At 54.8% G+C, this 17,191-nt stretch carries 14 protein-coding genes; 2 read left to right on the top strand and 12 right to left on the bottom strand.

Translation table 11 applies throughout. The features are described from left to right. Positions 1–3 precede the first annotated feature (3 nt). The 9 genes from nuoI to lrhA form a co-directional block, all read right to left on the bottom strand. Entirely contained in the window at positions 4–546 is a 543-nt protein-coding gene (gene nuoI / locus EA20_RS0101570) for an NADH-quinone oxidoreductase subunit NuoI (protein WP_024965160.1), read from the bottom strand. Between the two features lie 10 nt (positions 547–556). Then, a complete protein-coding gene (gene nuoH / locus EA20_RS0101575; protein ID WP_024965161.1) occupies positions 557–1,534 on the bottom strand; it encodes an NADH-quinone oxidoreductase subunit NuoH in 978 nt (325 codons plus the stop codon). Next, entirely contained in the window at positions 1,531–4,257 is a 2,727-nt protein-coding gene (gene nuoG / locus EA20_RS0101580; RefSeq protein WP_024965162.1) for an NADH-quinone oxidoreductase subunit NuoG, read from the bottom strand. The genes nuoH and nuoG overlap by 4 nt, the downstream gene beginning before the upstream one ends. A 191-nt stretch (positions 4,258–4,448) precedes the next feature. After that, positions 4,449–5,789 (bottom strand): NADH-quinone oxidoreductase subunit NuoF, encoded by a 1,341-nt coding sequence (gene nuoF / locus EA20_RS0101585; protein ID WP_024965163.1) that lies wholly within the window; start codon positions 5,787–5,789, stop codon positions 4,449–4,451. 2 nt (positions 5,790–5,791) lie between these two features. Next, the gene (gene nuoE / locus EA20_RS0101590) at positions 5,792–6,307 is read right to left on the bottom strand and encodes an NADH-quinone oxidoreductase subunit NuoE (RefSeq protein ID WP_024965164.1); all 516 of its coding nucleotides are present in this window, start codon (positions 6,305–6,307) and stop codon (positions 5,792–5,794) included. Positions 6,308–6,309: 2 nt separating this feature from the next. Beyond that, the gene (gene nuoC, locus EA20_RS0101595; protein ID WP_024965165.1) at positions 6,310–8,109 is read right to left on the bottom strand and encodes an NADH-quinone oxidoreductase subunit C/D; all 1,800 of its coding nucleotides are present in this window, start codon (positions 8,107–8,109) and stop codon (positions 6,310–6,312) included. Positions 8,110–8,343: 234 nt separating this feature from the next. Next, entirely contained in the window at positions 8,344–9,018 is a 675-nt protein-coding gene (locus tag EA20_RS0101600) for an NADH-quinone oxidoreductase subunit B family protein (RefSeq protein ID WP_024965166.1), read from the bottom strand. A gap of 15 nt (positions 9,019–9,033) precedes the next feature. Next, complete coding sequence (locus EA20_RS0101605) at positions 9,034–9,471, bottom strand: NADH-quinone oxidoreductase subunit A (RefSeq protein ID WP_024965167.1); 438 nt, start codon at positions 9,469–9,471, stop codon at positions 9,034–9,036. Between the two features lie 663 nt (positions 9,472–10,134). Then, positions 10,135–11,061 (bottom strand): transcriptional regulator LrhA, encoded by a 927-nt coding sequence (lrhA, locus tag EA20_RS0101610; protein ID WP_024965168.1) that lies wholly within the window; start codon positions 11,059–11,061, stop codon positions 10,135–10,137. Positions 11,062–12,043: 982 nt separating this feature from the next. On the opposite strand from lrhA, the gene EA20_RS0101615 reads away from it, so the two are divergent. Both EA20_RS0101615 and yfbR read left to right on the top strand, forming a co-directional pair. Beyond that, positions 12,044–13,258, top strand: coding sequence for a pyridoxal phosphate-dependent aminotransferase (locus EA20_RS0101615; protein ID WP_024965169.1), 1,215 nt, complete (start codon positions 12,044–12,046; stop codon positions 13,256–13,258). A 123-nt stretch (positions 13,259–13,381) separates the two neighbouring features. Further along, the gene (yfbR, locus tag EA20_RS0101620; RefSeq protein WP_024965170.1) at positions 13,382–13,978 is read left to right on the top strand and encodes a 5'-deoxynucleotidase; all 597 of its coding nucleotides are present in this window, start codon (positions 13,382–13,384) and stop codon (positions 13,976–13,978) included. Between the two features lie 76 nt (positions 13,979–14,054). Here the strand turns inward: yfbR and EA20_RS0101625 are convergent, their stop codons facing one another. The 3 genes from EA20_RS0101625 to EA20_RS0101635 are packed head-to-tail and all read right to left on the bottom strand — an operon-like array spanning position 14,055 to position 17,137. Next, positions 14,055–15,932 (bottom strand): SLC13 family permease, encoded by a 1,878-nt coding sequence (locus tag EA20_RS0101625; protein ID WP_200868301.1) that lies wholly within the window; start codon positions 15,930–15,932, stop codon positions 14,055–14,057. A 36-nt stretch (positions 15,933–15,968) separates the two neighbouring features. Next, positions 15,969–16,628, bottom strand: coding sequence for a sugar phosphatase (locus EA20_RS0101630; protein WP_024965172.1), 660 nt, complete (start codon positions 16,626–16,628; stop codon positions 15,969–15,971). Positions 16,629–16,642: 14 nt separating this feature from the next. Next, positions 16,643–17,137, bottom strand: a complete 495-nt coding sequence (locus EA20_RS0101635) for a YfbU family protein (protein WP_038381468.1) — start codon at positions 17,135–17,137, stop codon at positions 16,643–16,645. Positions 17,138–17,191: the final 54 nt, after the last annotated feature.

Genomic DNA, 17,191 nt, shown 5'->3' on the forward strand with positions numbered 1-17,191 from the left:
TCCTTAAGGTAACAAGCCCTTGACGTCGATAGGTTTAGCTTCGTTTTCAGCGGAGCCCTTGTCTTTCCCGTCGATCGCCATACCCGCCATCCGGTAAAAATTATACTCCGGATATTTGCCCGGCCCGGAAATCAGCAGGTCCTCTTTTTCATAGACCAGATCCTGGCGCTTAAACTCGCCCAGCTCAAAGTCTGGGGTAAGCTGAATGGCCGTTGTCGGGCAAGCCTCTTCACACAGCCCGCAAAAGATGCAGCGTGAGAAGTTGATACGAAAGAATTCGGGATACCAGCGGCCATCCTGCATTTCCGCTTTCTGCAGCGAAATACAGCCTACCGGACAGGCTACCGCGCAGAGGTTACAGGCCACGCAGCGCTCCTGACCGTCAGGATCGCGGGTCAGCACGATACGTCCACGGTAACGAGGCGGCAGGTAAACCGGCTCTTCCGGATACATCATGGTTTCCCGCTTGGCGAACGCGTTCATCCCAATCAGAAAGATACTGCGTACCGTGGTGCCAAATCCCACCACAAGGTCTTTTAATGTCATGGTTTACCCCTTACTGCGCGTTGTACAGAATCACTGCGGCAGTGGCCAGCAGGTTCAACAGCGTCAACGGCAGACAAACTTTCCAGCCGAACGACATCACCTGGTCATAGCGCGGACGCGGTAACGCAGCACGAATCAGAATGAACATCATCATGAAGAATGCCGTTTTGATGGCAAACCAGATCACCGGCGGCAGCCACGGACCGTTCCAGCCGCCGAAGAACAGCGTGACGATCAGCGATGAGACGGTAACGATGCCCACGTACTCCCCCACAAAGAACAGGCCGAATTTCATCCCGGCATACTCAATGTGATAGCCATCGGCCAGTTCCTGCTCCGCTTCCGGCTGGTCAAAGGGGTGACGGTGACAGACCGCAACACCCGCAATGGCAAAGGTCAGAAAGCCAAGGAACTGCGGAATAATATTCCACATATGCTGCTGGCTGTTGACGATATCGACCATATTGAACGAGCCAGCCTGCGCCACCACGCCCATCAGCGACAGGCCGAGGAAAACTTCATAGCTCAGCGTCTGCGCCGAAGCACGCATCGCGCCCAGCAGGGAGTATTTGTTGTTGCTGGACCAGCCCGCAAACAGCACGGCATAGACCGCCAGACCCGCCATCATCAGGAAGAACAGCAGACCGATGTTAAGGTCAGCGCCCATCCAGGTGGAGGTCACCGGCACAATTGCCATCGCCAGCAGCAGCGAGGTGAAGGCGATCATCGGCGCTAGCGTAAAGATCACGCGGTCAGTAAAGGGCGGCGTCCAGTCCTCTTTAAAGAACATCTTGATCATGTCCGCCACCAGCTGGAGCGAACCGCCCCAACCCACGCGGTTTGGTCCGTAACGGTTCTGGAACAGGCCAAGCAGACGACGCTCGCCGAAGCTCATAAATGCGCCACAGCCCACCACCACGAACAGGATCACCAGCGCTTTACCGATGGCGATCAGTACATCAATAACTTCCGGTGTCAGCCAGTTCATTGTGCGGCCTCCTGCAGATTGTCAATCCTTGCGCCCGCCAGGAAAGGCGGAATGCCCGGCAGCCCGACGGGAAGGCCAACCTGCCCCGCCTGTAGCGTCTCAGATAAGCGCACCGGCAGGCGCAGGGTTTCGCCCGCGCAGCTGAACTCAATGGCGGTGCCGGCATTGACGCCGAGCTTCATCGCATCAGCAGGGTTTACCATCACATAAGGTTCCGGCATGCGCTGCTGAATAACGGCGGAACGCTGGGTCATCTCTTCGCTGCCAAACAGGTGGAAGTATGGTGCCACACGCCAACTTCCCACCTCACCGGCAAAGGCGTCAGGAACGGCTTCGAACCAGCTCAGCTGTGCATCTCCGGCCTCGAACAGGCGTACGCCCGGATCGCCATTGCGCAGATGCCCGCCCACTTCGTCCTGGAATTTATTCCAGGCCTGCGGGGAGTTCCAGCCCGGTGCCCAGGCAAAGGGGATCTGCGAACGCGGAGCCGATGGCTGGTTGTTCCCTTCCATCGAGAAGGCGAACATGGTGTCTTTATCCTGCGGCTGACGCGGCTCATGCACGCTGATATTGGCACGCATCGCGGTGCGTCCGCTGTAACGGTGTGGTTCACGCGCCAGTTTCTGCCCGCGAATACGGAAGCTGGCATTGGGTGCCGCTTCTCTAATACCGGCCAGTTGCGGCAGCGCTTTAACACAGGCATCGATCACATCATCAAGCTGGCTCCAGTCCACTTCACGGCTGTTGATGGTGCTGTGCAGCGAGTGCAGCCAGCGCCAGCTTTCCAGGATCTGAACGGTGTCATCGTAGTAAGTGGGATCGTATACCTGGAAGAAACGCTGGGCACGCCCCTCCTGGTTCACCAGCGTCCCGTCGCTCTCCGCAAAGCTTGCGCCGGAAAGAAGCAGACCGGCTTTGTCGCTGGTGGCCGTTTGCTGATGATCGATAACGATGACGTTCGCTGCATTGCTCAGGGCCGCATCGACCTTCGCTTTCGCCGCATGACGGTAAAGATCGTTTTCCATGATGATTACCGCATCCGCCGCTCCGCTCTCCAGCTCGTCAAGCGCCGTTTCCAGCGGATGACCGCCAATCAGGCCCAGGCCTACGCTGTTAGCCGCTCCGGCCAGCAGAGTGATGCCAACGTCAGCACCACGCATTTTCAGCGCTCTGGCGACGTTCGCCGCCGCCTGAATCATCGCTTCGCTACCGGAATGCACGCCGGAGATAATCAGCGGCTTTTTCGCGCCGGCCAGCGCCTGCACGACCACATCAATTTTACCGCTCAGCTCACGATCGATGCCGCTGACGGCGGGTGCGGTTTCATCCAGCGCGTTAGCAATGGCGAAGCCCAGACGCGCCTGATCTTCGACCGGTGCGCGGTAGCTCCAGGCGGCGATGTCATCCAGACGCGTCTGGTCAACATTGGTCACAAAGAGCGGATGCTTGGCGTGCTGACCGATGTTCATGATGGCGGCGATCTGCCAGTCCGCCACTTTCTGGGCGGCAGCCATCTGGCGCGCCTTGCCTTTGACAGCCTGACGGACAGAGAGCGCGACGCGAGCGCCGGTCTGGGTTAAATCTTCACCCAGCACCAGCACCGCATCATAACTTTCGATTTCGCGCAGGGTTGGCGTGTGAACGCCGCTGTCGCGCAGCACTTTCAGCATCAGCTCCAGACGCGCCTGTTCGGCGGCAGGAATACCGGTTGAGAAGTTTTCCGCGCCTACCAGTTCACGCAGGGCAAAGTTGCTTTCCACGCTGGCGCGGGCAGAGCCGATACCGATAATTTTTTTCGCCTGACGCAGCACGTCCGCTGCCCCCTGCATCGCCTGCTCTGCATTCAGCGCGATCAAATCGCTGCCGCGTCGCTGAACAGGCTGGCGTGGACGATCTTTCGCGTTGACGTAGCCATAGCCAAAACGACCCCGATCGCAGAGGAAGTACTGGTTTACGGTGCCGTTATAGCGGTTTTCAATACGGCGCAGCTCGCCGTAGCGCTCGCCCGGGCTGGTATTACAGCCCACGCTGCACTGCTGGCAGATGCTGGGCGCATACTGCATATCCCACTTACGGTTATAGCGTTCTGAGTGGGTTTTATCGGTGAATACGCCGGTGGGGCAAACTTCCACCAGGTTACCGGAGAATTCACTTTCCAGCGTGCCGTCTTCCGGACGACCGAAGTAGACATTATCGTGCGCGCCGTATACGCCCAGATCGGTGCCATCTGCGTAATCTTTGTAGTAACGCACACAGCGGTAGCAGGCGATACAGCGGTTCATTTCGTGTGAAATAAACGGTCCGAGATCCTGATTGCGGTGTGTACGTTTAGTGAAGCGGTAGCGGCGGAAGCTGTGGCCGGTCATCACGGTCATATCCTGAAGATGGCAGTTACCGCCTTCCTCACAGACCGGACAATCGTGCGGGTGGTTGGTCATCAGCCACTCAACGACGCTCTGACGAAACTCTTTCGCTTCCCCATCATCAATGGAGATAAAGGTGCCGTCGGTGGCCGGTGTCATACAGGACATCACCAGGCGACCGCGGGTATCTTCGGCATTTTGAAATTGCTTTACCGCGCACTGGCGGCAGGCACCAACGCTACCGAGCGCCGGGTGCCAGCAAAAATAAGGAATATCCAGACCGAGGGAGAGGCAAGCCTGTAACAGGTTGTCCGCACCATCGACATCATATTCTTTACCGTCTACATGTATTGTAGCCATAGTGAACATGCTTCCGTAAGGCTCTTAACGAGCGTTAAACACAATTCTTTTTTACCCTGCAACGGTGTTAGCTGCTGCGCGCTTTTATCCCGGTAGTCTGGTCAATTCAGCTGCCGGGTGCGCATTTTCAAGCTGCCTTGCAGCCTGAGAACGACTGGGTAAAATCAGCGATAATTCTCTTCGCTTCTGGTCTACCAGCGCGCCTTCAGCAGGTTTGCCTGGATGCCTGCGATCGCGTGCGCGTTGCTGTATACCTGCGGGGCAATACCGGCTTCGAACTCATCGCGGAAATATTTAATCGCGCTTTGCAGTGGCTCTACGGCGCCCGGTGCGTGGGCGCAAAAGGTCTTGCCCGGACCGAGCTGGCGGCAGAGTTGCAACAGCGTCTCGATGTCACCGGGCTGCCCTTCTTTGCGCTCCAGCGCGCGCAGGATTTTCACGCTCCACGGCAGTCCGTCACGGCAAGGCGTACACCAGCCGCAGGATTCACGGGCGAAGAACTCTTCCAGATTACGTACCAGCGATACCATGTTGATCTCGTGGTCAACGGCCATCGCCAGCGCCGTACCCAGACGGCTTCCGGCTTTGCCGATGCTGGCAAATTCCATCGGCAGGTCGAGGTGCGCCTCGGTAAGGAAATCCGTGCCCGCGCCACCCGGCTGCCAGGCTTTGAATTTCAGCCCGTCACGCATGCCGCCGGCATAGTCTTCGAGGATTTCACGTGCGGTCGTGCCGAACGGCAGCTCCCAGAGGCCCGGGTTTTTCACCCGGCCAGAGAAGCCCATCATCTTGGTGCCGGTATCGTCACTTTTGGAGATGTTTTTGTACCATTCGACGCCGTTCGCCAGAATAGCCGGCACGTTAGACAGCGTTTCCACGTTATTAACGCAGGTCGGCTTGCCCCAGGCACCTGCTGTCGCCGGGAATGGTGGCTTGGAACGCGGATTAGCGCGGCGGCCTTCCAGCGAGTTAATCAGTGCGGTTTCTTCTCCGCAGATATAACGTCCTGCGCCGGTATGCACGATCAGCTCGAAGTCGAAACCGGTACCCAGAATATTTTTACCGAGATAACCGGCTTCGGTCGCTTCGGCAATGGCGCGGCGGAGATTTACCGCGGCCTCAATATATTCGCCGCGCAGGAAGATGTAGCCCCGGTACGCCTTAAGCGCAAAGGCGCTGATCAGCATGCCTTCCACCAGCTGGTGCGGCAATTGCTCCATCAGCAGGCGATCCTTATAGGTGCCCGGCTCCATTTCGTCCGCGTTGCAAAGCAGGTAGCGGATGTTCATGGATTCATCTTTCGGCATCAGGCTCCACTTCAGCCCGGTGGAGAACCCCGCACCACCGCGCCCTTTCAGCCCGGAATCTTTGACGGCTGCAACAATCTCATCCTGCGACATCGTCTTCAGCGCTTTTTCAGCACCTGCATAGCCATTCTTGCTGCGGTACTCATCGAAAAATACCGGCTGCTTGTCGTCGCGCAGGCGCCAGGTTAGCGGATGCGTTTCCGCAGTCCGGACAATCTGTTTCACTGTCATTGATACTGCTCCAGCAGGTTGACGATATTTTCCGGCGTCAGGTGAACATGGGTATCTTCATCCACCATCATCGTCGGGCCTTTGTCGCAGTTGCCGAGGCAGCAGGTTGGCAGCAGCGTGAAGCGTCCATCCGCCGTGGTCTGACCTGGCTTGATCTTCAAATTCTCTTCCAGCGCGGCCTGAATGCCCTGAAAACCGGTAATGTGACAGACCACGCTGTCGCAGTAGCGGATCACGTGGCGGCCTACCGGCTGACGGAAGATCTGGCTGTAGAATGTCGCGACGCCTTCAACATCGCTGGCCGGTATCCCTAACACCTCAGCGATGGCGTTAATGGCACCATCCGGTACCCAGCCGCGCTGTTTCTGAACGATTTTCAGCGCTTCAATAGAGGCCGCGCGGGCATCTTCGTAGTGGTGCTTTTCATGCTCAATCGCGTCATGCTCTGCCGCGCTCAGCACAAAAGCGTCGTTATCCTCGATCGTTTCGATCGCAATTCTTTGATCGTGCATAATTAGCGGTCCACGTCTGACATAACAAAATCGATACTACCGAGGTACACGACAAGGTCGGATACCAGGCTGCCGTTGATCACCGAAGGGATCTGCTGCAGGTGCGGGAAGCTAGGCGTGCGCACCCGGGTGCGGTAGCTCATGGTGCTGCCGTCGCTGGTCAGGTAGTAGCTGTTAATCCCTTTCGTCGCTTCAATCATCTGGAAGGACTCATTGGCCGGCATCACCGGACCCCATGAAACCTGCAGGAAGTGCGTAATCAGGGTTTCGATATGCTGCAGCGTGCGCTCCTTCGGCGGCGGCGTGGTCAGCGGATGATCCGCCTTAAACGGACCGGCTGGCATATTTTTCAGACACTGCTCAAGAATGCGCATGCTCTGACGCATCTCTTCCATTTTCAGCATCACGCGGCTGTAGGCGCAGCTGACGCCATCGCCGATCGGCACTTCAAAATCGAAATGCTCATAGCCCGAATAAGGACGCCATTTACGCACGTCGAAGTCCAGTCCGGTAGCGCGCAGGCCAGCACCGGTGGTGCCCCATGCCAGCGCTTCATCCAGACCGTAGGCCGCGACGCCTTTAGAACGGCCAATCAGCACGCTGTTTTTCAGCGCGGTCTGCTCGTAAGCCTTCAGACGCTTCGGCATCCAGTCGAGGAATTCACGCAGCAGACGCTCCCAGCCTTTCGGCAGATCGTGCGCCACACCGCCGATACGGAACCAGGCCGGATGCATACGAAAACCGGTAATTGCTTCGACCACGTCATAAATTTTCTGACGGTCGGTAAAGGCAAAGAAGACCGGAGACATCGCCCCGACGTCCTGAATAAATGTCGAAATGTAGAGCAGGTGGCTGTTGATGCGGAAAAGCTCTGAGAGCATCACGCGGATCACTTCCACGCGCTCCGGCACCTTAATTCCGGCCAGTTTTTCAACGGCCAGCACGTAAGGCATTTCATTGACGCAGCCGCCAAGGTATTCGATACGGTCCGTGTAAGGAATGTAGCTGTGCCACGACTGGCGCTCGCCCATTTTTTCCGCACCGCGATGGTGATAGCCGATGTCCGGTACACAGTCGACGATCTCTTCACCGTCAAGCTGGAGGACTATGCGGAAAGCACCGTGCGCAGAGGGGTGGTTAGGGCCGAGGTTGAGGAACATAAAGTCCTCGGTATCCGTTCCGCGCTTCATTCCCCACTCTTCGGGTTTGAAGGTCATCTGCTCCATCGCCAGATCTTCCGTCTGCTTAGTCAGCTGGAACGGATCGAATTCAGTGGCGCGAGCCGGATAATCTTTACGCAGCGGATGCCCTTCCCAGTCCTGCGGCATCATGATGCGTGTCAGGTGTGGATGCCCGTCAAAGGTCACACCAAACATTTCCCAGGTTTCGCGCTCGTACCAGTTGGCGTTAGCGAAAATGCTGGTCAGCGTCGGCAGATGCAGATCGTTTTCGGACAACGCCACCTTGAGCATAATGTCGCGATTACGTTCAATGGATAACAGATGGTAGAAAACGGAAAAATCCGCAGCAGGTAATCCCGCACGGTGGGTACGAAGACGCTCATCCATCCCGTGAAGGTCATAAAGCATCACATAAGGTTTCGGCAGCTTGCGCAGAAACGTAATCACTTCCAGTAACTGTTCACGCTTCACCCAAACCACCGGCACGCCGGTACGGGTTGGCTGAACGGTAAAGGCCTCTGGCCCAAAACGGTTACGCAGCTCGCCAATCACCGGGTCGTCCAGATGATCGCGTGTTTGCCATTCCGGCTGAGCGAGGTCTTGCGTGGTTAAATCTGTCATAAGTCGTTCACCATGTGGGCCTGCGTGCAGGCACTCAGTATTGGCGTCAGGAGGGGCCGCGCGCGTGTTTTGATTTTTGTCCGCCGCAGCAGGCCCGATCCATAAACTACTTTATCCCTCTGTCGGGACGTTGTGGGTTCAGCGTCGTTTTCTCCCCGCCCGCTGATACAAATTCTGCACATCAGGAGGGAAAGTTTCACCGGCTTACTGCAACGTCCACGGCGGGGATATCGCTTAAATTTCGTCTGGCGTACGCAGCGTGGTGACCGCGATGCGTTCACCCTGCTTTCTTTCACGCTCAGACTGCATATTGGCGCGGTAGACGCCCTGGTCACCCACGACCCAGGAAAGCGGACGGCGCTCTTTGCCAATCGATTCCTGGAGCAGTAAAAGCGCCTGCATATAAGCTTCAGGGCGCGGCGGGCAGCCAGGGATGTACACATCAACAGGCAGGAATTTGTCTACGCCCTGCACCACGGAGTAGATATCGTACATGCCGCCTGAGTTTGCGCAGGCCCCCATAGAGATCACCCACTTTGGCTCCAGCATCTGATCGTAGAGACGCTGGATCACCGGTGCCATCTTGGTAAAGGGCGTACCGGCAACCACCATAAAGTCAGCCTGACGCGGCGAGGCACGAATGACTTCGGAACCAAAACGCGCCACGTCATGCACCGAGGTGAATGACGTGGTCATTTCAACGTAACAACACGAAAGACCGAAGTTAAACGGCCAGAGAGAATTTTTACGTCCCCAGTTCACCATGTCGTGCAGGGCGTGTTCCAGCTTGCCCATGTAGACGCTCTGGTGAACGTGCTTCTCCAGGGGATCGCTCACAATCTCCTGTTTCTGAAGGGGATAACGGTCATTCTCACCGTTCGGGTCCGCGCGGGTGAGCGTATAGTCCATCTTAATGCCTCGCTATTACTGCGTATGACGTTTGGAATGCGAAATGGTGGTTGGCTTGACCACGATGCGACGTGGAGCAGGAGCCCAATCCAGCGCACGGATACGCGCCAGATAAACCAGACCAGCAAGCAGTACCAAAATGAAGATTGCGGCTTCCACAAAGCCGACCCATCCGCTTTCGCGAATAGCGGTCGACCATGCGTATAAATAGAGGGCTTCAACGTCAAAGATGACGAAGAACATCGCGACAAGATAAAACTTGGCGGACATGCGTAGTTTAGCGGTGCCGACCGGCGCAGCGCCGGATTCGAAAGGCGTATTGGTGTAGCGGCCGCGAGCTTTACCGCCCAGGAACCAGGCGCCGGCGAGCATTGCGCAGCATAAACCAACGGAGACGATCAGAAATACAGCAAATGCCCAGTGATGAGCGATAACTTCAGTGGTCGTTGACATACTCTCTGCTTAACTTAAAAGGTGGCGCTTGGCGTCCTGCTCTGTAACGGCAGTTTACGCACCACATTGTTTCAAGGGAAAGATGAAAAACCTTATAAACTTTGCCGTCTTTAATGATTAAGCAGCAATTTTATGGGGTTTTTTACTCCTTTCTATAACCTTTTGTCAACTTGGACAAAAGTATCCACACGTTAATTTACACCAATAGCATTTATTTAACATCCATCGCATGTTAATTGAGCTAAATCGTGTCAGTTTACCCATTCGTTAGTCAGCCTGGCGGGTCATGCGTTGCGTGGATGCTGGAGTTAACCCTTCTATTCTCGCAGGAAACCCGCGCTTTTCCTGCCCCTTATCAGGGTTATTTTTTTGATCCAGAGCACACTTTTGGCTTTTATGAAGCAAAAACAACCGCTGCAATCTGTGCAAAATCAATTCATCCTAAGATTAGCAGATGGACAAAACTCCGCCTCAGCGATGTTAAAAATTGTGTATGCATAAGCAGCAGTGCGACAGCAAAGTGCCATAATTATCGCGAAAAAAAGGGAAAAAACAGGCATAAAAAAGCCTTCCGATCGACAGAGCAATCAGAAGGCCTGTTTTACAAGTTTAGAATAACGCAGCGCATCTCAGCAGGGTACGCTAACGATTGCGCGTGCTGGCTTATTCCTCTTCGTCGGGAAACGACGCGCCGTTCTGGTCAGCAGCAGTCAGGTTATAAGGATCGTTGCTTGACTCCATAGCGTTGAAGATCGCCAGCGCCAGCTCGTTATCGCTTTCAGGATTGCGGCAAAGCAGATATTCGGTGTCAGGCAGCATCGGCAGACCTTCAGCCGCACCCATAACACGCAGCTCCGGGCTCATCATTTCAACAGGTCGTGCGGTGACGCCCAGTCCCGCTTTCACCGCTGCGCGAACGGCAGCAAGCGTAGAGGCGACATAAGAGATACGCCATGGGATGCCCGCTTCGTTGAGATGGTCAATGGCCATATCACGATACGGGCTCGGTTCATCCAGCAGCACCAATGGAATCGCCTCTCCACGCTGGAAGATATAGTCCGCCGCGCAGTACCACAACGTTGGGGAAGTGCGGAGCACCTGCCAGGTAAAGTTCATCGGGCTTGAAGTGGTCACAACCAGATCGACTTCTCCCTGGTTGAGCATTTCCATCATGAAAGGGTTGCGCTTAACCCTGACATCGATGGCCAGCTTAGGATAAACCGAGGTCACACGATTTAACAGGAAAGGCAGAATGGTATCTGAGGTATCGTCAGAAGCGCCGATGGTCAGCACGCCCTGGATATTGCTATACATCAGAGAGGTACAGGCTTCGTCATTGAAGCGTAAAATTTTACGCGCATAACCCAGCAGCTGAATCCCATGCTCTGTCAGTAATTTATTGCGTCCATGTCTTGCAAACAGCTCTTTGCCTACCAATTGCTCCAGGCGCTGCATCTGCTGGCTTACCGCCGACTGGGTTCTGCATACCGCTGCAGCCGCAGCCGCAAAGGTGTTCAGATCCGCAACGGCAACAAACGTTCTTAGCAGATCGAGGTCAAGATTCAGGATCGGACGATTTGCACTAGTCATGTTTTCTTCACTTTATAAGATTTTTAAAAACTACTACCCTGGTGTTATTACCTGCCATATCAAAAGGATATAACGATAATCAATGCGTAATGGTCGGGTATGACGTCGCCCGTTGCATTACTCTGACAGATGCGAAAGCCCCATATGCCCACGGCTGAAGACCGGAAGCGGGAAACAGGATGACGCATCTGATACATTACTGATGCATGCTTAACTGGCCCATAAGCCAGAAGCAACGCTATGTACTGATCGATCGCTACCACCTGTGGCGGTAAAAAGTCGAATGACAGCCCATAAACGAGAAACTATTTTTTATAACGAAACAACCGGACGCGGTGGTGACCGCCGATTAATATTAAATTTTACTAACCAATCAAGGGGGTCAAATCGCCGATTATATTATCACTTTGCGGGGGGTATCGGCTACAGATACGTCTGAACATTATCCTGACATACTGTCGCTTATTTTTTAAGCCTAAAAGCGCTTATTCTTATCAGTAAAATAAGATTTTATCCACGAAAGCCCGTCACAAAAGGGTTGTTAAGAAAAAATTTATCTTTACATACCCCTGAGCGCAGCAGTGTTAATTTTTGCTTACATAGCATCCCTTTTTTACGCTAACGCATGCCCGAAAACCACCCGCTCAAAAAACAACCAACCAGTGAAGGATTATTTCATAATTACAAAATGCATCAATCCATCAGTTTTAACTGAATATTGTCTCGTAAAATCGCCTATACAGAAAAACACCTTTACAGTTCCAGGCATAATTTCAGTGGTTAATACTTACTAAAGTCATATATTCAGTATTTATTTCCAGTTAATAAATATTATTCCGCATGCCCTCCGTTTCCTTCCGTAAAAGCACAGCTATCACACCAAACACGAAGCCTGTGCTTCAAAAGCGATGATGGGAGGAGTACATTGTGCAGGTTTAGATTCCACGGCAGGAACGCAGTTCTGCCAGTTAAGGCGAGAGAAATGACCCCAATTGATAAATCCGGCAAGCTGGATAATGTCTGCTACGATATTCGCGGTCCGGTACTGAAAGAAGCAAAACGGCTTGAGGAAGAAGGGAATAAAGTCCTTAAGCTGAATATCGGAAACCCTGCCCCCTTTGGCTTTGAAGCCCCCGATGAAATTCTTGTCGATGTCATCCGCAACCTGCCCAGCTCGCAGGGTTACTGCGATTCTAAAGGGCTCTACTCCGCCCGCAAAGCTATCGTGCAGCATTATCAGGCACGGGAAATGCGGGAGATGACGGTTGAGGATGTTTACATAGGCAACGGCGTCTCTGAGCTGATCGTACAGTCGATGCAGGCACTGCTTAACAGCGGCGATGAAATGCTGGTACCCGCGCCGGATTATCCGCTCTGGACGGCAGCGGTTTCTCTCTCCAGCGGCAAAGCGGTGCATTACCTGTGCGATGAGTCCGCAGGTTGGTTCCCGGACCTGGACGACATTCGCAGTAAAATTACGCCCCGTACGCGCGGCATCGTGATCATCAACCCGAATAACCCAACAGGTGCCGTTTACAGCAAAGCGCTTCTGCTGGAAGTGGTTGAACTGGCCCGCCAGCATAACTTGATCATTTTTGCAGACGAGATCTACGACAAAATTTTGTATGACGCGGCCCAGCATCACTCGATTGCCGCGTTAGCGCCCGATCTGCTTACCATCACGTTTAACGGCCTGTCAAAAACCTACCGCGTGGCCGGTTTCCGTCAGGGATGGATGGTCCTGCACGGCCCGAAAAAGCATGCGAAAGGCTATATCGAGGGGCTGGAGATGCTCGCCTCGATGCGTCTGTGTGCCAATGTCCCGGCCCAGCATGCGATTCAGACCGCGCTGGGGGGCTATCAGAGTATCAGTGAGTTTATTGTGCCTGGCGGCAGGCTGTATGAGCAGCGTCAGCGCGCCTGGGAACTGATCAATGATATTCCCGGCGTCAGCTGCGTGAAACCCGACGGCGCGCTCTATATGTTTCCAAAAATCGACGCCAAAAAATTCAATCTGCATGACGATCAGAAAATGGTGCTCGACTTCCTTTTACAGGAGAAAGTCCTGCTGGTACAGGGATCGGCATTTAACTGGCCATGGCCGGATCATGTGCGTATTGTCACCCTGCCCCATGTCAACGATCTGGAAATGGCGATCGGCAAGTTTGACCGTTTTTTAAGTGGTTACCGACAGTAACGGCCATTTATTTCCTGAACATCGCTAACGTTGCAGACGTTAAGCGATACTGAATGGAATAAGGTCTTTGGGGAGCCGGTCCGTTTCCGGCTCCCGCTGCCAACGCACAGGAAAACGTATCAGATGAAACAGAGCCATTTTTTTGCCCATCTCTCCCGCCTGAAACTGATCAACCGCTGGCCGCTGATGCGCAATGTGCGCACTGAGAATGTCTCCGAACACAGTTTGCAAGTGGCGATGGTTGCTCACGCGCTGGCGGTGATTAAAAACCAGAAATTCAACGGCAATCTCAACGCCGAGCGCATTGCGCTGATGGCGATGTATCATGATGCAAGTGAAGTGCTGACCGGGGATCTGCCTACGCCGGTGAAGTATTACAACGCAGAGATCGCCCGCGAGTATAAAAAAATCGAGAAAATCGCCCAGTTGAAGCTTATCGACATGCTGCCTGAGGAGCTACGCTCCGCCTACCGTCCCCTGCTGGATGAGCAGCAGCATAGCGAAGCGGAAACCGCTATCGTCAAGCAGGCCGACGCGCTTTGCGCTTATCTGAAGTGCCTGGAAGAACTCGCCGCGGGTAATCATGAATTTCAGCTGGCTAAAGCCCGTCTGGAGAAGACGCTGACGCTACGTCACAGCCCTGAAATGGACTATTTCGTCGAGGTGTTTGTACCAAGCTTCAGCCTTTCACTGGATGAAATCAGCCAGGAATCGCTGTGACGTCGGCTACGTCAGCGTGATTGCCGGCCAGTCCACTCCGGCTTTCTTTGCAGCGACAGAGAGATTATCCGGCGGCTTAAAAGGGAAACAGCAACGGTACCAGCAGCACGCTGACTAGCATGATCAGCAGGGTAAAGGGCACCCCGATTTTTACATAATCACTGAATTTATAGCCGCCAGGCCCCAGCACCAGCGTGTTTACCGGCGATGAGACCGGTGTCATAAAGGCGGCGGAAGCGGCCACGGCGATAATCAGCGTAAAGGGATAGGGTGAGACGCCCATCTGCTGCGCTGCCGCGACGCCAACGGGAGCCATCAGTACAGCCGTCGCGGTATTGGAGATAAATAACCCGATGATGGCGCAGAGCGCAAACAGGCACAGCAGCATAACGCGTGGGCTGCGATCCCCCGCCACGCTCATTAACCCCTCAACAATCAAGGCGATCCCGCCCGTTTTTTGTAGCGCCAGCGCAAAGGGCATCATACCGACGATCAGGATGATACTGGGCCAGTGAATCGCCTTCCAGGCGCTCTCCATATCAATACAGCGAAATTTACCCATTAACAGGCAGGCGATCAGCGCCGCGATCGGGTTTGGAATTTCTTTTGTCAGCATCATCGCCACCATCAGAGCAAGACAGAACAGCGCATGCGGTGCCTGACTGTGCGCGGGCACAACTTCATCCACTTCCGCTGGCAGATTCAGGATAATCAGATCGCGCTTTTGCTGCTGAAGCTGGCGGATTTTCTTCCAGTCGCCAATGACCAGCAGGCTGTCGCCCAGTTCCAGCGCCAGATCGGTCAGAGCGCCCTCGACGAGTTCCCCGCGCCGCCGGAGTCCCACCACGCTGAGGCCATAGCGGGAGCGAAAGGCCACCTCGCGTAAGGTTTTCCCTGAGAGTTCAGATTCCGGCAGCACCAGCGCTTCGGCCATCCCGACGTCCTGAGCCCGTTCGGAAAAATATTCGCCGCGCAGGATCATCGGCTCCAGCCTCTGCTCGCTGCAAAATTCCCGCAGATCGATTTCCGCCGCTGACATATCGATCAACAGAATGTCGCGCGCGCGAAATTCGGTCGTTCCCGTTACCGGCACCATAACCCGACGGAATTTGCGCCAGCGTTCAAGCCCAACCACATTGACGCTGTAGCGTTCACGAAGCTGCAAGTCATCCAGTCGGTGACCAATCAGCGGCGATCCCTGACGTATCGCCAGACGCCGGGCGCGGCCGCTGAGCCGATAGTCGCGGATCAAGTCGCGTATAGTGCGACGGCTATTTTTAATCGCCCCGGTTTCGTCGGCGGGCGTCACCAGCCAGAAGCGGGCTATCAGCATATAGCCGATGCCCAGCAGCAGCGCGACCAACCCCACGGGCGTGACATCGAAGAAGCCAAATCCGCTCAGCCCTTCACGAACCAGCTCACTGTTCACCACCAGATTAGGCGGTGTGGCGACCAACGTCAGCATGCCGCTGATTAAGCCCGCGAAGCTCAGCGGCATCATCAGCCGGCCTGGCGAACTTTTCATTCGGGCGGAGACGCTGAGAACAACCGGGATAAAGATTGCCACCACGCCGGTTGAGCTCATAAAAGCTCCCAGGCCGGCCACGGTGAGCATCAGCAGTACCAGCATTTTACTTTCGCTGTCACCGGCCATTTTGATCAACCATTCACCCAGCTTCAGCGCCACGCCGGTACGCACCAGCCCTTCGCCGATCACGAAGAGCGCGGCGATAAGAATAACGTTAGGATCGCTGAAGCCACGCGTGGCTTCTTCAAGGCTGAGCGTGCCGCTCAGGACAAAAACGACAATGACCAGTAGCGCCACGACATCCATGCGTAGCTTGCCGTTGATAAACAGCAGAATGGTCACCAGCAGCAGTGTGAGTACCCAGATAAGATCGTTGTTCACAATGATTCTCTGTACGGAGGGAGAGTGCAGTACAGAGCTTGCCATAAAATTAACCCCGCAATAGCGGGGTTAAATCATGCCTTAGTGTTTGCGATGCACATCAATCGTGCCATCCGGGTTTTTATTGATGATTAACTCCTCCAGCGAGTGAAGAACCATGTCCACATCTTCCAGCCGCGGCGAACCGGCTGGCGGATTAACGGCAACAACGTGGGCACCTGCCGCCAGGCCGGAAAGAATCCCCGCTGCGGCATCTTCCACTACCACACACTCTTCCGGCTCCAGCGCCAGCAGCTGTGCGCCAAGCAGGTAGGCATCTGGCTCAGGTTTGCCGTTCTGTATCCGCTCTGCCGTCACCATCTCTTCCGGCTCAGGCAGACCGGCAGCCTTGCGGCGCGCGGAAGCAACCGGCAACGATCCCGAGGTCACAATCAGCCAGGGAATGCCAAGCTCATCCAGGGTAGCGAGCAGCTGAAGCGCGCCGGGCAGCGCGGTGATGCCATCGGTGTCTTCCGCTTCAATCTTCTCCAGCGCAACAAACTCCTGCTGTATCGCCTCTTCTGACGCCCCTGCCATAAAATGGCGCAATGAGGTAATGGCCTGCTTGCCGTGAATAAAGTTCAGCACCTCACTGGTGGCGATGCCATGCTGAGATGCCCAGTTGCTCCAGGCGCGTTCGACAACCGGTAACGAATCCACCAGCGTGCCGTCCAGATCAAACAGAAAACCTTTACACTTCACGACGTTTTTCCTTCTCAGGCGTTGATAACTTGTGCGATTTCATTCGCACTCAGATGATACTGTCTTGGACAAGTGTGCCACACGGTGAGCATCCGTTGATACTTTTCCCACATCGGCGTCTGCGCATTGAAGCCGTGAATCCCGGCATCGAACTGCGTATAACGGCCTTCAACATGCACCATAAACCGCACATAGCCGAGATACTGCGCCTCGGTGGCGGCATCAAAGCCAGGGAATTTAAGGCGACGTTCTTCCAGAACGGTGGGATCCTTGAGGTTTGACCAGGAGACATGCAGCGCGTGATGCATCTCCATTATATCGATAATGGTGCGACAAACTGCTTCTGGCAGCGCGCCCATCTCGTGGTCAAACTCACGCATCTGCAGGCCGTAACCGCGCTCAACGATCGTCTGCTGACGATGGTAGCGCTCAGCATTATCGGGGTCGAGCAGGCTCATTATCCGGTACTGATTGGAGAGGATTAAACGCTGAGCATGGGTCATTTCCATCATTAACTCCTGTGTCGCAGTGGACAATTTGAAATCTGAGGGGATGACGCAAGA

The sequence above is a fragment of the Pantoea sp. IMH genome (genome assembly GCF_000599885.1).
GTDB lineage: Bacteria > Pseudomonadota > Gammaproteobacteria > Enterobacterales > Enterobacteriaceae > Erwinia.